The 19,610-nt window shown below is 61.3% G+C and carries 20 protein-coding genes; 10 read left to right on the top strand and 10 right to left on the bottom strand.

Annotation, left to right across the window (positions count from 1 at the left end):
- Genes D0T21_RS05795 through cyoA form a run of 7 tightly spaced genes read right to left on the bottom strand, consistent with a single transcriptional unit; the run spans window position 1 to window position 6,710 of the window.
- The gene (locus tag D0T21_RS05795; protein ID WP_116989097.1) at window positions 1-543 is read right to left on the bottom strand and encodes a response regulator transcription factor; all 543 of its coding nucleotides are present in this window, start codon (window positions 541-543) and stop codon (window positions 1-3) included.
- Window positions 533-1,909 carry an ATP-binding protein gene (locus tag D0T21_RS05790; protein WP_116989096.1) on the bottom strand — a complete coding sequence of 459 codons (1,377 nt, stop codon included), beginning with the start codon at window positions 1,907-1,909 and terminating at the stop codon, window positions 533-535. Before D0T21_RS05790 ends, D0T21_RS05795 begins: the two co-directional genes overlap by 11 nt.
- A complete protein-coding gene (locus D0T21_RS05785) occupies window positions 1,910-2,683 on the bottom strand; it encodes an SURF1 family protein (RefSeq protein ID WP_116989095.1) in 774 nt (257 codons plus the stop codon).
- Entirely contained in the window at window positions 2,680-3,090 is a 411-nt protein-coding gene (gene cyoD, locus D0T21_RS05780) for a cytochrome o ubiquinol oxidase subunit IV (protein WP_116989094.1), read from the bottom strand. The genes D0T21_RS05785 and cyoD overlap by 4 nt, the downstream gene beginning before the upstream one ends.
- On the bottom strand, window positions 3,087-3,716 hold the full coding sequence (gene cyoC / locus D0T21_RS05775; RefSeq protein ID WP_116989093.1) for a cytochrome o ubiquinol oxidase subunit III: 630 nt from the start codon (window positions 3,714-3,716) through the stop codon (window positions 3,087-3,089). Before cyoC ends, cyoD begins: the two co-directional genes overlap by 4 nt.
- Window positions 3,709-5,709 carry a cytochrome o ubiquinol oxidase subunit I gene (gene cyoB, locus D0T21_RS05770; protein WP_116989381.1) on the bottom strand — a complete coding sequence of 667 codons (2,001 nt, stop codon included), beginning with the start codon at window positions 5,707-5,709 and terminating at the stop codon, window positions 3,709-3,711. The genes cyoC and cyoB overlap by 8 nt, the downstream gene beginning before the upstream one ends.
- A gap of 2 nt (window positions 5,710-5,711) precedes the next feature.
- Entirely contained in the window at window positions 5,712-6,710 is a 999-nt protein-coding gene (gene cyoA, locus D0T21_RS05765; RefSeq protein ID WP_116989092.1) for a ubiquinol oxidase subunit II, read from the bottom strand.
- A 134-nt stretch (window positions 6,711-6,844) separates the two neighbouring features.
- Between cyoA and D0T21_RS05760 the strand changes: the two genes are divergently transcribed.
- The 4 genes from D0T21_RS05760 to D0T21_RS05745 all read left to right on the top strand — a co-directional run bounded on the left by D0T21_RS05760 (window position 6,845) and on the right by D0T21_RS05745 (window position 12,461).
- Window positions 6,845-8,197 (top strand): MFS transporter, encoded by a 1,353-nt coding sequence (locus D0T21_RS05760; protein WP_116989091.1) that lies wholly within the window; start codon window positions 6,845-6,847, stop codon window positions 8,195-8,197.
- A 75-nt stretch (window positions 8,198-8,272) separates the two neighbouring features.
- Window positions 8,273-9,262, top strand: a complete 990-nt coding sequence (locus tag D0T21_RS05755; RefSeq protein WP_116989090.1) for a 2-dehydropantoate 2-reductase — start codon at window positions 8,273-8,275, stop codon at window positions 9,260-9,262.
- 225 nt (window positions 9,263-9,487) lie between these two features.
- A complete protein-coding gene (locus D0T21_RS05750; RefSeq protein WP_116989089.1) occupies window positions 9,488-11,038 on the top strand; it encodes a fatty acyl-CoA reductase in 1,551 nt (516 codons plus the stop codon).
- A gap of 46 nt (window positions 11,039-11,084) precedes the next feature.
- Window positions 11,085-12,461 carry a wax ester/triacylglycerol synthase family O-acyltransferase gene (locus D0T21_RS05745; RefSeq protein ID WP_116989088.1) on the top strand — a complete coding sequence of 459 codons (1,377 nt, stop codon included), beginning with the start codon at window positions 11,085-11,087 and terminating at the stop codon, window positions 12,459-12,461.
- A 22-nt stretch (window positions 12,462-12,483) separates the two neighbouring features.
- Here D0T21_RS05745 and D0T21_RS05740 read toward each other — a convergent pair whose 3' ends face one another.
- Together D0T21_RS05740 and D0T21_RS31560 are read right to left on the bottom strand one after the other, a co-directional pair.
- A complete protein-coding gene (locus D0T21_RS05740) occupies window positions 12,484-13,581 on the bottom strand; it encodes a S41 family peptidase (protein ID WP_158567962.1) in 1,098 nt (365 codons plus the stop codon).
- Between the two features lie 13 nt (window positions 13,582-13,594).
- Complete coding sequence (locus tag D0T21_RS31560; protein WP_147328028.1) at window positions 13,595-14,380, bottom strand: hypothetical protein; 786 nt, start codon at window positions 14,378-14,380, stop codon at window positions 13,595-13,597.
- Window positions 14,381-14,475: 95 nt separating this feature from the next.
- Between D0T21_RS31560 and D0T21_RS05725 the strand changes: the two genes are divergently transcribed.
- The 6 genes from D0T21_RS05725 to D0T21_RS05700 are packed head-to-tail and all read left to right on the top strand — an operon-like array spanning window position 14,476 to window position 18,532.
- A complete protein-coding gene (locus tag D0T21_RS05725; RefSeq protein ID WP_116989380.1) occupies window positions 14,476-16,074 on the top strand; it encodes an inorganic phosphate transporter in 1,599 nt (532 codons plus the stop codon).
- Between the two features lie 14 nt (window positions 16,075-16,088).
- The gene (ppk2, locus tag D0T21_RS05720; RefSeq protein ID WP_199538412.1) at window positions 16,089-17,009 is read left to right on the top strand and encodes a polyphosphate kinase 2; all 921 of its coding nucleotides are present in this window, start codon (window positions 16,089-16,091) and stop codon (window positions 17,007-17,009) included.
- Window positions 17,010-17,059: 50 nt separating this feature from the next.
- Complete coding sequence (locus tag D0T21_RS05715) at window positions 17,060-17,431, top strand: VOC family protein (RefSeq protein WP_116989084.1); 372 nt, start codon at window positions 17,060-17,062, stop codon at window positions 17,429-17,431.
- 2 nt (window positions 17,432-17,433) lie between these two features.
- Window positions 17,434-17,805 carry a glyoxalase superfamily protein gene (locus D0T21_RS05710; RefSeq protein ID WP_116989083.1) on the top strand — a complete coding sequence of 124 codons (372 nt, stop codon included), beginning with the start codon at window positions 17,434-17,436 and terminating at the stop codon, window positions 17,803-17,805.
- Window positions 17,798-18,160, top strand: a complete 363-nt coding sequence (locus D0T21_RS05705; RefSeq protein WP_116989082.1) for a hypothetical protein — start codon at window positions 17,798-17,800, stop codon at window positions 18,158-18,160. Before D0T21_RS05710 ends, D0T21_RS05705 begins: the two co-directional genes overlap by 8 nt.
- A gap of 21 nt (window positions 18,161-18,181) precedes the next feature.
- Window positions 18,182-18,532 (top strand): DUF3147 family protein, encoded by a 351-nt coding sequence (locus D0T21_RS05700; RefSeq protein ID WP_116989081.1) that lies wholly within the window; start codon window positions 18,182-18,184, stop codon window positions 18,530-18,532.
- Window positions 18,533-18,535: 3 nt separating this feature from the next.
- On the opposite strand, the gene D0T21_RS05695 is transcribed toward D0T21_RS05700, so the two are convergent.
- On the bottom strand, window positions 18,536-19,600 hold the full coding sequence (locus D0T21_RS05695; RefSeq protein ID WP_116989080.1) for a porin: 1,065 nt from the start codon (window positions 19,598-19,600) through the stop codon (window positions 18,536-18,538).
- Between the last annotated feature and the right edge of the window lie 10 nt (window positions 19,601-19,610).

Raw genomic sequence — 19,610 nt, 5'->3', positions numbered from 1 at the left:
TTACTTGACGCGCTGCTTCTCCAGCTTGCGCGCCAGCGTGCGGCGGTGCATGCCCAGCCGGCGCGCCGCTTCCGAGATGTTGAAGTCGGTCTCCGCCAGCACGGTATGGATGTGCTCCCACTCCAGCGTCTTGACCGACGTGGCGCGGTTGGTCAGTTCCAGCTCCGCCGCGCCGGCCACGTGTTCGAAGGCCGCTTCGATGTCGTCGGTGTTGGACGGCTTGGCCAGGTACTGGCAGGCGCCCAGCTTGATCGCTTCCACCGCCGTGTTAATGCTGGCGAAACCGGTCAGCACCACGATCAGCATTTCCGCGTCGTGCTGGTGCAGCATCTGCACGCAAGCCAGACCCGATGAGTTACCCTTGAGTTTCAGATCCACCACCGCGTAGCCCGGCGAGTGGTCAACCAGCAGCGCGCTGGCTTCGTCCACGTTCTCGGCCAGCAGCACCTTGTAGCCGCGCCGCTCGAACGAGCGACTCAAGGTACGGGCGAAGGCGGCGTCGTCCTCGACCAGCAACAGCACGCGTTCTTCTTCAGTAGTCATATTGATTCGTTTCCGGTTTGATTTCGATCTCCGACAGCGGCAGCGTCAGGCGCACCAGTGCCCCGCCCTGCGGCCAGTTCGACGCCGTCACCGCACCACCCAGGGTGCGCGCAACGTTCACCACCAGGAACAGCCCCAGGCCACCGCCCGGCCGTCCCTTGCTGGAGTTGTAAGGTTTGCCCAGCTGCGCCAGGATCTCCGGCGCGAAGCCCGGCCCCGCGTCCATCACCTGCAACACCAATTGATCGTCTTCGACGCTCGCCTCCATGCGCAGCCATTGCGGCGACGCTTCCAGCGCATTGTCGAGCACATTGCAGATCATCTGCTTCAGCGTCGAGTCGGACACCACCGGATGGTCCGGCACGATGCGGTTGTCAAATTCAAACGCCACCACCGGCCGCCCCACTCGCCACTCCGCCACCAGCTCCGCCAGGAAGGTGTTGATGGTGGTGGCCGCCGACGATTCGCCGCGCGTCTCGCCGGCCGACAGCAAGATCCCGCTGACGATGGATTTGCAACGTTTGAGCTGGGTTTGCATCTCGCCGATTTCCTCCAACAGCACGGCGTTGGCCTTGAACTCCGGCATGTGCTTCCAGTCGCCCAGGATCACCGCCAGCGTTGCCAGCGGCGTACCCAACTCGTGCGCGGCGCCCGATGCCAGCAGCCCCATGCGGATGATGTGGTCCTCTTCCGCTGCGCGCTGGCGCAAGTCGGCCAGCTTGGACGCCGTCATCCGCACGTTGCGCATGATGCGCGTGATGAAGATGACCAGCAGCGCCGCATCGAGCACGAAGCAGATCAGCATGCCCTGCACATACAGGCTGAAGATGCCGCGCCCGTGGTCCAGCGGCAGCGACAACGGTTCGGAGAACAAGGCCAGTCCCGCGATGCAGGTCCCGGTGACGCCGACGATGGTCCAGGTCGACCATGCCTCCAGCAGCACCGCGCCCAGGATCACGTGCAGCAGGTACAGGAACACAAAGGGATTGGTGGCGCCGCCGCTCAGGTAGAGCTGCGCCGTCAGGCTGGCGATATCCACCGTCAGCGCCAGCAGCAGCTCGCTGTTGGACACCACCTGGTTTTCCTGCCAGCGCAAGGTGCTGGCGATGTTGAAGGCGATCAGGCAAGCCAGCACGTTCAACATGGCCGGCAACGGCAGGCGCACATCGAACACCATGGTGGTGGCGAAGATGGTGGTGATCTGGCCCACCACAGCGATCCAGCGCAGCTGTATCAGCTGCTGCATGTTCTTGTGGCCCGCTGCATGGGTGATGGTGTTGGCCGAAGCGTTCACCGCCGCCAGCGGCTCAATGACCGGCGCATTTGGCCGGCCCCTGTCGTACGGATTGTCGTTTTTCCTTGCCATTTACGCTTTAGTCTGTGATTTGCGCCCGTCGCGGACGACCCATACGGCGCCGCCGACGATCATCAGCGCCAGCGCGTACCAGGTGACAGCATAAACCAAATGGTTGTTGGCGAAGGAAACCACGGTCAGGCCGCCGAGCGGCTCGCCCTCTGCAACAGCCGCACCAGCGTCGGCATCGACGAAATATGGCGCCACGGCCGGCAGCCCGCGCGCGTGGGCGATGGCTTGCACGTCGCGCGTGTACCAGTAGTTGCGGGCCGGTTCATTCTGGCGCAGACGGCCGGAGACTTCGCCCAGCCGCAGCAGCCCGCTGACCGTGACCACTTCACCACCAGCAGCGCAGGCATTGGCAGCGGCGGCCGGCGGCGCGGCCTGTGGCGCCCAGCCGCCGGAACCGGCGCGGATGAAGCCGCGATTGACCATGACGATGGCGCCGTCGGCCGTGCACATCGGCGACAGCACCCAGTAGCCGATGCCACGGTCCAGCGAGGCCAGTACCTGCGTGTCCGAACCCTTCAGGTAGTGGCCGCTGAGCCGCACGCGGCGATAGTCGTCCGCCTCGGCATTCAGTTGCGGCCACAACGCCACGCCGGGCGCGTCCACCGGCGCCGCGTGCACGCGCTGCTCGACGCGTTCAATCAGCGCCAGCTTCCATTGCAGGCGGAATACTTGCCACGTCCCCAAAGCAAAAAACCCTGCAAACATCAACCCGGCCGCAATGGCCAGGCTGATGCGCAGGGCGCGGGAACGTGGGCGCGATGCCCCCGCCGTCATTGCATGTCGCGCATGTTGTGCACGTCCGTACCCATGGACGGCATCATGTTGACGTTCATGTGGTACATGACCCAGATCGAACCGGCCAGTACGATGACCAGCAACACCAGCGTGAACAGGGTCGCCAGCAGCGACCAGCCGCCTTCGATCTTGCCGTTCATGTGCAGGAAGTACACCATGTGTACGATCACTTGCACGGCGGCGAAGGCCAGGATCACCGCAGCGGTGGTGCTGGACTTGTCGAAGGCCTTGTGCATCACCAGCCAGAACGGAATCGCGGTCAGGATCACCGACAGGATGAAACCGATCGCGTAGTCCTTCAGGCTGCCGTGCGGCACGCCTTCTTCGTGACCGTGGCCGTGGTCATCATGGCCGTGGTGGTCGTGGCCGTGGTTATGTGCGCTCATGGCAGGACTCCCATCAGATATACAAAGGTAAACACGCCGATCCAGATCACATCCAGGAAGTGCCAGAACATCGACAGGCACATCAGGCGACGGTTGTTTTCCGGCGTCAGGCCGTGCTTGGCCAGCTGGCAGATCAGCGTGACCAGCCAGATCGAGCCGAACGTCACGTGCAGGCCGTGGGTGCCGACCAGCGCGAAGAACGAGGTCAGGAACGCGCTGCGCTGCGGACCGGCGCCTTCGTGGATCAGGTGGACGAATTCATCCAGTTCCAGGTACAGGAAGGCCAGGCCGAACAGGCCGGTGATGGCCAGCCAGACGATGGTGGCCTTCAGGTTCTTGCGCTGCGACGCGATCATCGCGAAGCCGTAGGTGATCGACGACATCAGCAGGAAGCCGGTGTTGATCGCCACGGTCGGCAGGTCGAACAGCTCGGCGCCGGTCGGGCCGCCCGCGTAGTTGCGGCCCAGTACGGCGTAGGCGGCGAACAGGCCGGCGAACAGCAGGCAGTCGCTCATCAGGTACAGCCAGAAGCCCAGCAGCGTGCCGTTCTCCGGGTGGTGGTCGCGCACGTAGTAGCGTGCGCTCGGGTCGGCGCTCACGGCGCCGTTAGCGATAGATTCAGACATGGGCTTCCAGCAAACGAGTATGCGCTTCTTCGGTGCGGATGACTTCTTCCGCAGGGATGTAGTAGTCGCGCTTGTAGTTAAAGGTGTGCGTGATGATCGCGACCATCATGGCGATGAACGACAGGCCGGCCGGGATCCACATCTGCCAGATCATGCAGAAGCCCAGCGTGAACGACAGCGCCGAGATGATGAAGCCGGCGGCGGTGTTCTTCGGCATGTGGATGGCCACGAAGCCCTTGGTCGGACGCTGATAGTGATTGGCCTTCATGTCGGCCCAGCTGTCGCTCTCATGCACGACAGGCGTGAAGGCGAAGTTGTAGTCCGGCGGTGGCGACGAGGTCGCCCACTCCAAGGTACGGCCGCCCCATGGGTCGCCGGTCACGTCGCGCAGGGCGTCGCGGTTTTTCCAGCTGACGTAGAACTGCACCAGCATCGCGCCGATACCTGCGGCGATGATCAGCGCGCCGATGGCGGCGATCACGAACCATTTTTGCAGCGAAGGATCTTCGAAGTGGTTCATGCGGCGGGTCACGCCCATGAAGCCCATCACGTACAGCGGCGTGAAGGCAACCCAGAAGCCCACCAGCCAGCACCAGAACGATACCTTGCCCCAGAACTCGTCGAGCTTGAAGCCGAACGCTTTAGGGAACCAGTAGTTCAGGCCGGCGAAGCAGCCGAACACCACGCCGCCGATGATGACGTTGTGGAAGTGGGCGATCAGGAACAGCGAGTTGTGCAGCACGAAGTCGGCAGGTGGAACGGCCAGCATCACGCCGGTCATGCCGCCGATGGTGAAGGTCAGCATGAAGCCGACGGTCCACAGCATAGGCACGTCGAAGCGCACGCGGCCCTTGTACATGGTGAACAGCCAGTTGAAGATCTTGGCGCCGGTCGGGATCGAGATGATCATCGTCGTGATGCCGAAGAACGAGTTCACCGACGCGCCCGAGCCCATCGTGAAGAAGTGGTGCAGCCATACCAGGTAGGACAGGATGGTGATCACGACGGTCGCGTACACCATCGAGGTGTAGCCGAACAGTTTCTTGGCCGAGAAGGTCGAGACGATTTCCGAGAACACGCCGAACACCGGCAGCACCAGGATGTAGACCTCAGGGTGGCCCCAGATCCAGATCAGGTTGACGTACAACATCGGGTTGCCGCCGAGGTCGTTGGTGAAGAAGTTGGTGCCGACCATGCGGTCCAGCGACAGCATCGCCAGGGTGATGGTCAGGATCGGGAAGGTCGCGACGATCAGGGCGTTGGTGCACAGCGCGGTCCAGGTGAAGACCGGCATTTTCATCATGTTCATGCCCGGCGCGCGCATCTTGACGATGGTGGCGATCAGGTTGACGCCCGACAGCGTGGTCCCTACCCCGGCCACCTGCAGCGACCAGATGTAGTAGTCGACCCCGACGTCAGGCGAGGCGGCGATGCCCGACAGCGGCGGGAAGGCCAGCCAGCCGGTGCGGCCGAATTCGCCGACGAACAGCGAGACCATGGTCAGCATGGCGCCGAAGGTGGTCATCCAGAACGAGAAGTTGTTCAGGAACGGGAACGAAACGTCGCGTGCGCCGATCTGCAGCGGCACCACGTAGTTCATCAGGCCGGTTACCAGCGGCATCGCCACGAAGAAGATCATGATCGTGCCGTGGGCCGTGAAGATCTGGTCGTAGTGGTGCGGCGGCAGCATGCCGGCGTTGTCGCCGAAGGCGATCGCTTGTTGGGCGCGCATCATCAGCGCGTCGGCGAAGCCGCGCAGCATCATGATAATCGCCAGCACCATGTACATGATGCCGATTTTCTTGTGGTCGATGGAGGTGATCCAGTCGCGCCACAGCGGGCCCCACAGGCGGAATTTGAACATCGCGGCCAGGAAGGCCAGGCCGCCGATCGCCACCATGGCGAAGGTGCCTATCAGGATGGGCTCGTGGTATGGAATTGCTTCCAGCGACAGCCGCCCAAAGATCAGTTTGGTCAGGTTGAGATCAGACATGGTCATTCTTTACGGAGTGGTTGGGCCGTGGCGGTGGCGACTTTAGGCTCGCACACATCTTTCGGCAGTTCTTTCGCGGCGGCGGCGGCCTGCATGCGCATGGCGTCCTGCTCCATCTGCGCGTTCATGCAGACCGAACCTTCGGCCACGCAACGGTTCAGCACCAGGTCGTACAGGCCTTTGTCGACGCTGCCGAAGTGCATGATCGGATGCTTGATGGTCGGCTTGTCCAGGTCCAGGTAGCCGGCGCGGGTCAGCGTGTTGCCGCCTTTGCGGGTTTTCTCGACCCAGGCGTCGAAGTCGGCCTGGCTCACGCCGTGGTACTTGAACTTCATGTCCGAGAAACCGGCGCCGCTGTAGTTCGACGAGAAGCCGTCGTACACGCCCACCTTGTTCATCACCGCGTTCAGCTGGGTCTCCATGCTGGGCATGGTGTAGACCATGCCGGCCAGCGCAGGAATGTAGAACGCGTTCATCACGGACGACGAGGTCATGTGGAAACGTACCGGCACGTCGATCGGGGTCACCAGTTCGTTGACGGTGGCGATGCCTTGTTCCGGGTAGATGAACATCCACTTCCAGTCCATCGCCACGACCTGCACTTCCAGCGGCTTGACGCCGACGGCCACCGGACGGTTTTCGTCGATGCGGCTAAGCGGGCGGTATGGGTCCAGCAAGTGGGTGTAGATCCAGGTGATCAGGCCCAGCACGATGATGATCAGCAGCGGAGCGCCCCAGATCAGCAGTTCGAGCTTGGTCGAATGGTCCCAGTTCGGTTTGTATTCAGCGGCAGTATTTGACTTCCTGTAGCGCCAGGCGAACAGACAGATCAAAAACATGACGGGTACGATAATCAACAGCATCAGCAAGGTTGACACAACGACAAGGTGTGCCTGCTGGGCTGCGATATCACCGGACGGGTTCAACACGACCGTGTTGCAGCCTGCTAGCCACAACAGCGGTGCGAGGAACAGTCCACGACGCGCGAGAGGAGGAATCATGAGGTAATCTACGTTACAGTATGTGGATGATGTGTTACTGTACCAATCACGGAATGTTCTTGCCATTGGACACTTTGTCCTAGGAGCCGGGACATATACGTGATAAAAATATCAACGTAAAAGAGACAGAGATTATGGCCACTACGACTACACCAAATGGCGTGCATGTTGGCGCCCAAGAACCATCTCAGGCCGGTAATGATGCACGCAACATCAATGCACGGGACGACGATCACATCTCACCCGGCGAAATAGCGGTCGGCGTCGTCATCGGGCGCGCTTCCGAGTATTTCGATTTCTTTGTCTACGCGATTGCTTCCGTACTCGTGTTCCCTTCGCTGCTGTTCCCGTTCGACGGGCGGCTGGAAGGCACGCTGTACGCGTTCACCATCTTCTCTTTTGCCTTTATTGCAAGGCCTATCGGCACCGTGATCTCGATGGCCGTTCAGCGCCGCTACGGGCGTGAGGCCAAGCTGACCGGGGCGCTGCTGCTGCTGGGTTCCACCACCGCCGGCATTGCCTTCCTGCCATCTTACGCCGACAACGGCTTTTACTCCATCGTAATTCTGTCGGTGTTGCGCATCGGCCAAGGCCTGGCGCTGGGCGGCTCGTGGGACGGCTTGCCGTCGCTGCTGGCGCTCAATGCGCCTGAAAACAAGCGCGGCTGGTACGCGATGCTGGGCCAGTTGGGCGCGCCGGTCGGTTTCTTCATCGCCGCCGGCCTGTTCTGGTACCTGATCGGCAACCTGAGCGACCTGGACTTCATGGACTGGGGCTGGCGCTATCCGTTCTACGTGGCCTTCGCCATCAACGTGGTGGCGCTGTTTGCCCGCCTGCGCCTGACCTCCACCAGCGAGTACGCCAAGCTGCTGGAAGAGCGCGAACTGCAACCGACCAGCGTGATCGAAATGGCCAGCTCGCAGGGCCGCAACCTGATCATCGGCGCCCTCGCCGCCCTCGCCAGCTATGCGCTGTTCCACCTGGTGACGGTGTTCCCGCTGTCGTGGATCACGATTTACTCGCCGCGCTCGGTGACCGGCTTCCTCGGCACGCAGATGGTGGGCGTGGTGTTGATGGCGGTGGGCGTGGTGGCGTCCGGCCTGATCGCCGACCGCATCGGCCGACGTCGCACGCTGGGCTCGCTGGCCATATTGATCGCGGTGTTCAGCGGTTTCGTGCCGATGCTGCTCAACGGCGGCGAAAGCGCGCAGGATACCTTCATCATGCTGGGCTTCGCCTTGCTGGGCCTGTCCTACGGCCAGGCTGCCGGCGCGGTGACGGCCAACTTCCCGGCGCAATACCGCTACACCGGCGCGGCCTTCACGTCCGACCTGGCATGGCTGGTGGGCGCGGGCTTCGCACCGCTGGTGGCGCTGGGCGTGTCGTCGCAGTTCGGGCTGGCGTATGTGGGCTTGTACCTGCTGTCGGGCGCAGTCTGCTCGCTGGCGGCACTGAGCCTGAACCGCGCGCTCGACATCCGCAACTAATTAGTCGCCAAGGCGCCGCACGCCAAACATATACTTCTGCTAAGCTTTCATTCTTTGCCCCTCCCGGAGTATCGAATGAAGGTATGCATAGTAGGCGCCGGCGCCATCGGCGGCTTTATCGGCGCCCGCCTGGCTGCGGCGCAATCCTGTGATCTGAGCGCGTATGCACGCGGCGACACCCTCGCCGCGCTGCGTCAACACGGCTGGCGCCTGCAACAGGGCGACGCGCTGATCCAGGCTCCTGCGCACGCCAGCGACGGCGCGGCCGAACTGGGACCGCAAGATGTCGTGATCATCGCCGTCAAGGGCCAGGCGCTGGCCGCTGTGGCGCAGCAGATCGCGCCCCTGATCGGACCTGAAACCCTCATCCTCCCCGCCATGAACGGCGTGCCCTGGTGGTTTGGACAGGGCGTGGCCGCCATCGGCGACGAGCCGCTGGCCAGCGTCGATCCCGGCGGCCTGATCGCCGCTGCGCTGCCGTATCGGCAGGTACTGGGCTGCGTGGTCCACGCCAGCACCTCCACACCGTCACCAGCCCTCGTCAGCCACAAAATGGGCAACGGCCTGATCATCGGCGAACCTGCCGGCGGCGACTCCGAGCGAGCGCAAAAGCTGGGCGCCCTGTTGCGCCTGGGCGGCTTCGACGTCAAGGTATCGGCCGATATCCGTTACGACATTTGGTATAAATTATGGGGAAATATGACCCTGAATCCCGTATCGGCCATCACCGGCGCCACGGCGGACCACATCCTGGACGACCAGCTGGTGGCCGAATTCTGCCGCGCCGCCATGCGCGAGGCAGCCATCATCGGTGAGCGCATAGCCTGCCGCATCACCGAAACGCCCGAGCAACGCCACCTGGTCACACGCAAACTGGGCGCCTTCAAAAGCTCCATGCTGCAAGACGCCGAAGCCGGCCGCATGCTGGAGCTGGACGCGCTGGTGGCCGCCGTGCGCGAGATCGGCCAGCGCCTGCAACTGGCCACCCCGCACATCGACGCCCTGCTCGGCCTGACACGCCTGTTCGGCCGCGTGCACGGCCTGTATCCCGAAGCTCAACACTAAACCCCGCCTCCCGTTCATCGCCGCCAGCCGTGCGGCGACGGGAGCGTTGCGCAAATGCCTCAATGTTGCAAATGGGGCCATATCCGTTTCCCTCGTACTCACACCTCATGACTCGCGCAGCCATGCGTTTGGCTTCCAAAGCCACTGCAAAATCGCCAGTCACTCCCCGGTTTCGCTCTAAGATCGGCTCATTGCAGTAATGACACCGTTTCTGAGAAGCCCCCTATGAAACCAGCATTGAACGTACACGCAGCACTGTCGGGTAAGCGCGTACTGATTACCGGCAGTACCGGTTTTCTCGCCAAGGTAGTGCTGGAAAAGCTCATCCGCAGCGTGCCGGACATCGGCCGCATCGTGCTGGTGATACGCGGCGGCCACGGCAAAAAGAACGGCGACGCCCGCACCCGCTTCGAGCGCGATATCGCCACCTCCTCCGTCTTCGACCGCCTGCGCGCCGAACGCCCGGGCTTCCTGGCCGAGTTCTTCGCCGAGCGCATCGAGTGCGTGACCGGCGAGGTGACCGAGCCGTGCTTCGGCCTGTCGTTGGCCGAGTTCAACGCGCTGGGCCGCCGCATCGACCTGGTGATCAACGCCGCCGCCAGCGTCAACTTCCGCGAAGCCCTGGACGTGGCGCTGTCCATCAACGCTCTCAGCGTCCAGAACGTGGCCGAACTGGCGCGCGCCAACAACGCACCGCTGGTGCAGGTGTCCACCTGCTACGTCAATGGCTACAACCGCGGCGCCATGCTGGAGCAGAACGTCAGCCCGGCGCGCGCCGCCATTCCGCGCCACGCCGACGGCCATTATGATTTATACGGTTTACTCAAACACCTGCAACACCGCGTCGCCGCCATCAAGGCCGAAACCACCGACACCGAGCAGCTGACGCGCCGCCTGACGGAACTGGGCATCGCCGAGGCCAACTACCACGGCTGGAACGACACCTACACCTTCACCAAGTGGATGGGCGAGCAGATGGCGATGCAGGCCATGCGTGGCAAGACGCTGACCATCGTGCGTCCGTCCATCATCGAAAGCACCCTGCAGGAACCGGTGCCCGGCTGGCTGGAAGGCGTGAAGGTGGCCGACGCCATCATCCTGGCCTACGCGCGCGGCAAGACCAACTTCTTCCCGGCCAAGCCGAACGAGATCGTCGACATCGTGCCGGCCGACCTGGTCGCCAACAGCATCATCCTGGCCGCGGCCGAGGCGCTGGCCGATCCAGGCGCGACGCGCATCTACCAGGCTTGCACCGGCTCCGCCAACCCGATCTCGGTCGGCCGCGTGATCGAATTGTTCCAGACCGAATCGCAGCGCAACTGGCGCAACTACGAGCGGCTGTTCTACAACGAGCCGAAACACGGCTTCCGCGTCGTCAGCCGTCCGGTCTTCCTGTTGATGCTGCGGGCCATGAGCCTGGGCGCGACCGCCTGGAGCGGCGTGCGCCGCCTGCTGGGCGCGGGCGAATCGCCCAAGCTCGAAGCACTGCGTACCACGCAGCTGCTGGCGCTGACGTTCTCGTTCTACACCGCGCCGCGCTACGTATTCCATAACAAATCGCTGCTGGCGCTGGCGCAGCGCTTCGGCAGCGAAGACCGGGCGCGCTACATGGTCGACCCGACCGTCATCGATTGGCCGGACTACCTGTGCCGCATCCACATGACGGGCTTGAACCGCTACGCACTGCGGCCGCGCTCACCCAAATCGCTGGAGGCGGCGGCAGCAGCGGCGCCGGTTCCAGAGCAGGAAACTGAAGCACGACCAGTAAAAATATAAACGGATGCCGGCAAAGATCCGGCGCCGTACCAGGAGACAGCATCACATGAGCAAACCAACCGCAGCACCGGCGGCAATGACACGTCGCGACTATGCATGGCATCGCATGGACACCGACAAGAACCTGATGGTCATCAACAGCATCCTGCTGTTCGAGGGCGCGGTCGACATGGAGCGGCTGATTTCGACCATCGGCCTGCGCCTGCCGAACTACCCGCGCTTCACACAGAAGGTGGTGCAGCGGCGCGGCCGTCCGCACTGGGTGGAGGACGATCAGTTCAACATCGCCCAGCACATCAAGCTGGAACAGATGTCGCAGGAAGTCAGCCGCGAAGAGCTGCAAGGCCACATGACCCGCATCGCCCACCTGCCGCTGGAGCGCGACCGGCCGATGTGGCATATGACGGTGCTGGACCGGGTCAACGGCGGGCACGCCATCGTGTTCCGCGTCCACCACTGCATCACCGATGGCCTGGGGCTGGTGCACGTGCTCAATCACCTGACCGACGACAACGGCGTACATGGCCGCACGCCCTCGCCGGTCGGCCACCCGCACCGCGCCACGGTGGCGCAAAACGCCGTGTGCTCAGCGGTGGTGCGCGGCGTATCGTGGCTGAAGATCGCCTTCCACGTGGCGCGTCTGTCAGTGCTGTGGCCGGACGCGCCCAGCCAGTTCAAGGCGTCGATGACCGGCACCAAGCAGCTGGTATGGCTGCCGCCGCTGGAAATGGACCGCGTGCGCGCCATGTCCAAGCGCATGGGCGTGACCTTGAACGATGTGTGGGTGGCGGCCGTCTCCGGCGCGCTGCGCAACTACCTCGGCGAACGCGGACAGCGCCCGGACGGCCGCGCACTGCGCGCCGCCGTCACCTTCAACCTGCGGGAAAAGGCCAACGCGTTCCAGCTGGGGAACGAGTTCGGCCTGGTGGCGGTGGACCTGCCGACCAATATGGACGATCCATGCGCGCGCCTGCGGCAGTCCAGCGAACGCATGACAGCCATCAAGCGCTCGCATCAGCCACGCGCCACGATGGCCTTCCTGTCGATCGCCGGCTGCCTGCCGACCGCCTTGCAGCACTTCGCGCTGAACCTGTTCACGTCCAAGGGCTCCGTGGTGCTGACCAATATAGAAGGCCCCGGCAGCCGCCGCTACCTGGCCGGCTCGCGCATGACGGACCTGATCTGCTGGGTACCGCAGGCGGGCAAGCTGGGCGTGGGCCTGGCCTTCATCTCGTACGCTGGCCAGATCCAGCTGGCCCTGTTCGTCGACACCGACCTGGTGCCCGACCCGGAACGCCTGATGACGCTGACCTACGACGCCTTCGAGGAACTGGAACTGGCTACCCGCGCAACGCCGGGAGAGGCACCGCAGGAAGCCACCGACAACGGATTGACAGAAGCGCCGCTGGCACCTGCTCGCTAGATCATTTAATTCGCTTAAGTCATCATTGCTTCGGTTTATCGGCAGCGAAATTTTGTGTGCAAAGTGCCGAATGATGGGCAGCCCATGAGGCGGCACGCTCCAGCACCATTTCCAAGCTATCCGTAGATGATGCAGTCTCTAAAGGCTGGATGCCGCCAATTATGGGCGGCCGGTCTCCAAGTGCGTAGCGCGTTTCACTTAAAACTAACGTTCCACCATCAATTAGAGAATAGTTCTTATTGGCTGTTGTATACCCCGCGGTCTTCCATCCAAAGCTTTTTGCACGTCGCTCCTCGCCCAACATCGCCATTTCGAGCATCTCTCCGGCGCTAGCCGTGCGGGCTCCTGAAACAACTGCGATAGGACCGTCGGCAAATCTCTTCAGCTCATTTGGAAATTCAGCAGCAACATATGTGTATTGCTTACGAAGAGTAGGCAAATCAACCAGGGCAAGTCGCTCTCCCCTATTTTTAACAAATTTTGCGCTATTGTTCTCTGAAAGAAACGGCTCTAAAACTAGCAATGGGGCTGCAGCACTGCCGCCTTTTTGCTCGGTAAAATCCAAAACAATTGCACATGGCCGCCATTCAGCAATGCCTTTTTTCAGTTCAGCCATAACGTTAGAAATATATTTCCTCTGCGCTTCCAAACGGTAATCTCTGGTTTGAGGAAGAGTGAAACTCAAGACATCGCCTTGTTCCGTTTTGATTATTTTGTAAAACTTACCATCAGACAGTGATGCAGTAGGCGTGGCAATAAAACGGGAATTTAATTGAATGGAGCTTAGAATCCTGGAATGCCCGTCAGAGTCTGTCGTATCGAGCAGACTCTGGATGTCCGAGTAAATTTTTTCTTTCGATACAAATTTGGACGAGTCTTCGAAATTAGAAAGTAATTGATTTTTTGCATACAAAAAATCCGATTGCTTCTTTGGTGCCAGGCCATTTTTTTCAACAAGCTCGACAACTTGCATCGCTACTTTCTTGCCGATTTCAGCCTCCACCTCTTCCTCGCGAGCTTCTACGCAAAAATACATTAAAGAGAAAATACCAATAAGAGTTAATTTTGCTAGAATTTTTGTTGAGGTTATTTTCATGAAAAATAGATCTACGGATTCCATTGACGATACTTGCTTATAAAGCATGTACTGTGACGGATTTTTCCAGCAAGCCGTTCGGAAGGAAGTGCTCAATACGAATCGCGTAAATTTGCTTACCGATGCGCGCGGCTATGACATTGCGACCGTCACTAGAATAACGTGGCGTCACTTCGACTTGCTCGACATCCGCAAATTCAAATTCGGCGCAGGTTTTAGTATTGGGAGGCAGATCCGCGTCGCGCATGTCGATATAGCTGGGGAGTCCGCGGCGTCCGTCCAAGTGGCTAAACTGTTTATACAGAACCAGCCCGCCCTTCTGGGATTTCACAAGCCCTTGCACCAGACCAGTGTCCGCGCTGTCTCCAGATTTTGTACTAACCTGGAAATCTACGCCCTCACCCAGGCTATGGCTATCGAGATACTTGTCACTGCGCGGTTGCAGTGGACCAGGCGCTAAACCTTCCATCACCCGCTGGACCTGCAAATCCTTGCTGACCTTAAAAATGATGATTGTGGGGGATTGGCGGAAGTGAGGTTTCATGTGCACGATGACTTCCGGAATTCCATCGCCATCAAGGTCGGCAACAATAAGATTCTCCACTTTGACGCGATATTTCGTCTCCGAAAACACTTCTGGATAGTCGCTGTTGAGCAAATATTTTTTCACCGCCTCTGCCTCAGGCGGGAGGCTCTGCGCACGCGCGAGCACAGGGAAAGCAAGGCTAACCGCCGCAAGGCAAGATAGGAATCGAAGGAGTTTCAAAGTCACCTCATCAAATGAAGAACTATACCGCGCCGCCCAATAAAAATAGTCACGCATTGTCACTTATAACAATGTTTCCGTAGATGTCGTCATACCTCCGTCATATTCGACAAGTACATTCAGTTACCACTTTGATACTGGAGCTGAATGGCATGAATACGGTAGCCCAACCCGCGCGCATCAGTCCCGCAGATAGTCGAAACACTCCCATCACCGCCCTCATCTTCGTCGTGCTGCTGGTGGCAGGCCTGCTGTTCAGCGCCTACAGCCTGCGCTCCGACGTCACCGAAGCCGGTCCGGTCGCCACCAGCTGGCTGCCCTACATGCTGCTCGGCCTGGCCTTGCTGATCGCCCTCGGCTTCGAGTTCGTCAACGGCTTCCACGACACCGCCAACGCCGTCGCTACCGTCATCTACACCAACTCCATGCCGGCCAACGCCGCCGTGGTCTGGTCCGGCTGCTTCAACTTCCTCGGCGTGCTGACTTCCAGCGGCGCGGTCGCCTTCGGCATCATCTCCCTGCTGCCAGTCGAGCTGATACTGCAAGTGGGCTCCAGCTCCGGCTTCGCCATGGTGTTCGCGCTGCTCATCGCCGCCATCATCTGGAACCTGGGCACCTGGGCGCTCGGCCTGCCGGCATCGTCGTCGCATACGATGATCGGCTCCATCCTCGGCGTCGGCATCGCCAACGCGATGATGCATGGCCGCGACGGCACCAGCGGCGTCGATTGGGCGCAAGCGTCCAAGGTCGGCTACTCGCTGCTGTTGTCGCCGATGGTCGGCTTCGGCTGCGCCGCCTTGCTGCTGCTGGCGCTGCGCGCTTTCGTCAAGAGCCGCGAACTGTATGAAGCACCGGTCGGCAATACGCCGCCGCCCTGGTACATCCGCGGCCTGCTGATACTCACCTGCACCGGCGTCTCCTTCGCCCACGGCTCCAACGACGGCCAGAAAGGCATGGGCCTGATCATGCTGATTCTGGTCGGCACCGTGCCGATGGCTTATGCGCTGAACCGCGCGCTGCCGGTCGATCAGGTGACGCAGTTCGTCGCCGTCGCCCAGGTCACACAACAGTCGCTGCAAAAATACATTCCACCTACCGCACCGGCGGTCGCCGAACCGCGTCCAGTGCTGTCGACTTACATCCGCACCAAGGAGTTGACGCCAACGGTGGCGCCGGCGCTGGCCGCGCTGATCGGCGACATCGGCCAAGCGGTCAAGCAGCATGGTTCGCTGGCCAAGGTGCCGGCGGAAACCGTGGGTAACGTCCGCAACGACATGTACCTGGCGGCGGAAACCATGCACGTGTTGGACAAGACCAAGGCCCTGCCCTTCGATCCCGACACCGCCGCCAATCTGAAGGCCTTCAAGAAGCAGCTCGACGACGCCACCAAGTTCATTCCGCTGTGGGTCAAGGTGGCGGTGGCGATTGCGCTCGGACTGGGCACAATGGTGGGCTGGAAGCGCATCGTCGTCACCGTCGGCGAGAAGATCGGCAAATCCCACCTGACCTATGCGCAGGGCGCCTCCGCCGAACTGGTGGCGATGCTGACCATCGGCGCGGCCGACATGTACGGCATGCCGGTATCGACCACGCACGTGCTGTCGTCCGGCGTGGCCGGCACCATGGCGGCCAACCGCTCCGGCCTGCAATGGTCCACCGTCCGCAACCTGGCCATGGCCTGGGTGCTGACGCTGCCGGTCGCGATCCTGTTATCGGGCTCGCTGTTCTGGCTGTTCTCCCACATTTTCTGAGCCAAGGATTTACCATGCGACTGAATGAAACCGATTTGATGGAACGCGTCCAGCGCGAGCTGACCGACAGCTATGACGAAGAGCTGGAGATGGAACTGGAAGACCGCGAGATCGATCCCGTCACCCGCGAAGTGATGGTGAGCGAACGTAGCGAAGAAGCCAAGGAAGCCCGTCGCCAGTACTTCCGCGAGCTGTTCCGCCTGCAAGCGGAGCTGGTCAAACTGCAGGACTGGGTGGTCCACACCGGCCACAAGGTCGTGATCCTGTTTGAAGGCCGCGACGCCGCCGGCAAAGGCGGCGTTATCAAGCGCATCGTGCAGCGCCTGAATCCGCGCGTGTGCCGGGTGGCCGCGCTGCCAGCGCCGAACAACCGCGAACGCACGCAGTGGTACTTCCAGCGCTACGCCTCGCACCTGCCGGCCGCCGGTGAGATTGTGCTGTTCGACCGCAGCTGGTATAACCGCGCCGGCGTCGAACGCGTGATGGGCTTCTGCACCGACGATCAATACGAAGAGTTCTTCCAGACCGTGCCGGAGTTCGAGCGCATGCTGGCGCGCTCGGGCATCCAGTTGATCAAGTACTGGTTCTCGATTTCGGACGAGGAGCAGAACGCGCGCTTCCTGGGCCGCATCCACGATCCGCTCAAGCAGTGGAAACTGAGCCCGATGGACCTGGAATCGCGTCGCCGCTGGGAGGAATACACCAAGGCCAAGGAGATCATGCTGGAGCGCACCCACATCCCGGAAGCGCCGTGGTGGGTGGTGCAAGGCGTGGACAAGAAGAAGGCGCGCCTGAACTGCATCCATCATCTGCTGCAACAGATGCCGTACGTGGAAGTCGAGCATCCGGCGATCCAGCTGCCGGAACGCGAATACCACGACGACTATGTGCGCCGCCCGGTTCCACTCGAAATCATTGTGCCGGAAGTGTACTGAGTGGCCCCTGTGTGCTAGAGTTGCTTGATTGTCCATGTGAGGAGATCGACATGCAACTCGGCGCATTTTCCATCAGCCTGGCGGTCAAGGACCTGGCCGCCTCGCGGGCTTTTTACGAAAAACTGGGCTTCAAGCAATTCGGCGGCAATGCCGCGCAGAACTGGCTGATCCTGAAGTACGGCGACCATATCATCGGCCTGTTCCAGGGCATGTTCGAAAAGAATATGCTGACCTTCAATCCGGGCTGGGACCAGAACGCCCAAGCGCTGGACGGCTTCACCGACGTGCGCGAGATCCAGCGCCAGCTGAAGGCGCAGGGCGTCGGACTCGTCACCGAGGCCGATGAGAGCACCACCGGCCCCGCCAGCATCATCCTCACCGACCCGGACGGCAATCCGGTCCTGATCGACCAACACCTGTAACCATGAACCTGAGCCACGTCACGCCCGTCCTGCGGAGCTGCAATGAAGCGCAAACGCGCGAATTCTATGTCGACTTCCTCGGCTTCAAAGTCGACTGGGAGCACCGCTTTGAGCCGGTCTCTCCGTTGTACATGCAGGTATCCAAGGGCGACTGCATCCTGCACCTGACCGAGCATTTCGGCGATTGCAATCCTGGCGGCGCGATCCGCATCGCCACTGTCGGACTGGACGAGTTCCACGCCGAGCTGATCGCCAAACAATTCAAATACGCCCGCCCCGGCATCGGGGACATGCCTTGGGGCAGTCGCGAGATGTCGATCACAGACCCATCCGGCAACCGGCTGACCTTCGTCGCCACGGACGGCAATGAATAAGCTGGCACTGCTTCTCGCTTGCCTTGTCTGCGTCACGACGCATGCCGCGGATTCGGAAGGAAAAACACCCAGCCGGGTCGCGCTGAATTCCCCCGGCGGACTGCTGGTCCGGCTAACCTTTGCCAAAGGCCTGCAACAAGCCGGCCTTGAAGCGGCACCAACCACCGCGACCTCGTACTCCCGCAATACGCCGTTATCCCTGGCGATTGCGGGCGCCGCGAAAAAAGACTTCATCGAAACAGGCATCGAAGCATCCAGAAGAGCTTTGATAGAATGCCAGCAGGAGACATCCACTCTGCTGGTGATGCCATCGCTGCGTAGCGACAGCCAGCAAGCCCATTGTTATCGATTTTAATCCCCGTTTACAGGAAGCCGCATGGCCTGGCTGATCATCAAATACCTATTAACCTCCCTGGTCGTCGTCGGCGTCTCCGAGTTCGCCAAGCGCAGCGACCGCATCGGCGGCCTGGTCGCGGCGCTGCCGCTGGTCACGCTGCTTGCGCTGATCTGGCTGTACGTTGAAAAACAGCCCGAGCAGAAGATCGCCAATCACGCGTGGTACACCTTCTGGTACGTGGTGCCCACGCTGCCGATGTTCCTGGCGTTTCCGGCGCTGCTGCCACGGATCGGCTTCTGGCCGACCCTGCTGGCGTGCATCGCCATCACGATCGTCTGCTTCGGACTGTTTGCGCTGCTGGTGCGTCGATTCGGCATCGACTTGCTGTAACGCTTAGAAGCGGTGACGCAAGCCGACGGTGAGCTGACGATTGCCGATGCCCGGTTCCTCGCTGTTACCCTCCGTGTAACCGCCGCCGTTATGGTTGCGTATCACCGCGTACGACGTGTAGATGTCGGTGCGGCGGGAGAACGCGTACATATAGGCCAACGCATACTGCTGCGCATCCTGGTTCCGTATCGTGCGGTCATTCTTGCGGATGTAGGTCGCAACAACGGTGCTGAAACCAAACGGCGCCGACACGCCAAGCAGAAGATCCGTACTATCCGTCGACGCGACCGGCGCAGGCCCCTCGAAATTGATAATCGAACTATTGAGCGGCGCGCTGTTCAGCCCCTGGTCGATGCCATAGCCGAACCAGGCCTTGGCCGGGCCGAAATCGTAGTTTGCCCCCAGCAGCGTATTGCGGGCCGTGCCGGTATTTTTCAGCGTCGCCGTGTCGTTGTTCTTGTTGTGGTAGGCCAGGCGCACATTCAACGGTCCGTTGCTGTAGCCGAATGAGCCGCCCAGTGCCCGGCTGGCGCTCTGATCGCCCGCCACTTCGCCTGCCACATACATGGCGTCGGCGCTGAAACCGTTGATGGTCGGCGTACGGTACAACACCGAGTTACCGGCGCGGAAACCCGTCGACGCCATCAGATTGTTAGAGCGCGCGACGCCGTTACGCAGCGGATCGACGATCGTATTGAGCGTGGTGAACAGAGGCGTATCCTGCAAACCGATAGAGACGGCGCCAAACTTGCTGCCCAGGCCGACGATACTGGTGCGTCCGAACAGCGTGTTGTTCTGGGTGGAGCTGCCGTTGTCGGCGTGAATGCCGCCCTCAATCACAAAGAAGGCCGTCGCGCCGCCGCCCAGGTCCTCGCTGCCACGGAAGCCCCAACGGCTTTGGGTCGCCATGCCGCTGGTGGCGCGGGTCGAGGTGCCGGCGATGCCGCCGCGGTCCTGGGAAATACCCATGTCCATCACACCGTAGAAAGTCACGTTACTTTGCGCGAAAGCGGCGCCGTTGCAAGTGGTAAGGACGAGCGCACCCAGCGCATATATGCTTTTTTTCATTTTTATCTCC

It is taken from the genome of Duganella sp. BJB476, assembly GCF_003416895.1.
In the GTDB taxonomy this organism is placed as follows: domain Bacteria; phylum Pseudomonadota; class Gammaproteobacteria; order Burkholderiales; family Burkholderiaceae_D; genus Rugamonas.
Note: the sequence above shows the minus strand (reverse complement) of the source record. Positions and strands in the feature narration are given on the sequence as shown.

Bases quoted from the DNA above. Each gene is read 5' to 3' on its own strand.
- D0T21_RS05795 (WP_116989097.1), bottom strand. From the start codon at position 543: ATGACTACTGAAGAAGAACGCGTGCTGTTGCTGGTCGAGGACGACGCC.
- D0T21_RS05790 (WP_116989096.1), bottom strand. From the start codon at position 1,909: ATGGCAAGGAAAAACGACAATCCGTACGACAGGGGCCGGCCAAATGCG.
- D0T21_RS05785 (WP_116989095.1), bottom strand. From the start codon at position 2,683: ATGACGGCGGGGGCATCGCGCCCACGTTCCCGCGCCCTGCGCATCAGC.
- cyoD (WP_116989094.1), bottom strand. From the start codon at position 3,090: ATGAGCGCACATAACCACGGCCACGACCACCACGGCCATGATGACCAC.
- cyoC (WP_116989093.1), bottom strand. From the start codon at position 3,716: ATGTCTGAATCTATCGCTAACGGCGCCGTGAGCGCCGACCCGAGCGCA.
- cyoB (WP_116989381.1), bottom strand. From the start codon at position 5,709: ATGTCTGATCTCAACCTGACCAAACTGATCTTTGGGCGGCTGTCGCTG.
- cyoA (WP_116989092.1), bottom strand. From the start codon at position 6,710: ATGATTCCTCCTCTCGCGCGTCGTGGACTGTTCCTCGCACCGCTGTTG.
- D0T21_RS05760 (WP_116989091.1), top strand. From the start codon at position 6,845: ATGGCCACTACGACTACACCAAATGGCGTGCATGTTGGCGCCCAAGAA.
- D0T21_RS05755 (WP_116989090.1), top strand. From the start codon at position 8,273: ATGAAGGTATGCATAGTAGGCGCCGGCGCCATCGGCGGCTTTATCGGC.
- D0T21_RS05750 (WP_116989089.1), top strand. From the start codon at position 9,488: ATGAAACCAGCATTGAACGTACACGCAGCACTGTCGGGTAAGCGCGTA.
- D0T21_RS05745 (WP_116989088.1), top strand. From the start codon at position 11,085: ATGAGCAAACCAACCGCAGCACCGGCGGCAATGACACGTCGCGACTAT.
- D0T21_RS05740 (WP_158567962.1), bottom strand. From the start codon at position 13,581: ATGGAATCCGTAGATCTATTTTTCATGAAAATAACCTCAACAAAAATT.
- D0T21_RS31560 (WP_147328028.1), bottom strand. From the start codon at position 14,380: ATGCGTGACTATTTTTATTGGGCGGCGCGGTATAGTTCTTCATTTGAT.
- D0T21_RS05725 (WP_116989380.1), top strand. From the start codon at position 14,476: ATGAATACGGTAGCCCAACCCGCGCGCATCAGTCCCGCAGATAGTCGA.
- ppk2 (WP_199538412.1), top strand. From the start codon at position 16,089: ATGCGACTGAATGAAACCGATTTGATGGAACGCGTCCAGCGCGAGCTG.
- D0T21_RS05715 (WP_116989084.1), top strand. From the start codon at position 17,060: ATGCAACTCGGCGCATTTTCCATCAGCCTGGCGGTCAAGGACCTGGCC.
- D0T21_RS05710 (WP_116989083.1), top strand. From the start codon at position 17,434: ATGAACCTGAGCCACGTCACGCCCGTCCTGCGGAGCTGCAATGAAGCG.
- D0T21_RS05705 (WP_116989082.1), top strand. From the start codon at position 17,798: ATGAATAAGCTGGCACTGCTTCTCGCTTGCCTTGTCTGCGTCACGACG.
- D0T21_RS05700 (WP_116989081.1), top strand. From the start codon at position 18,182: ATGGCCTGGCTGATCATCAAATACCTATTAACCTCCCTGGTCGTCGTC.
- D0T21_RS05695 (WP_116989080.1), bottom strand. From the start codon at position 19,600: ATGAAAAAAAGCATATATGCGCTGGGTGCGCTCGTCCTTACCACTTGC.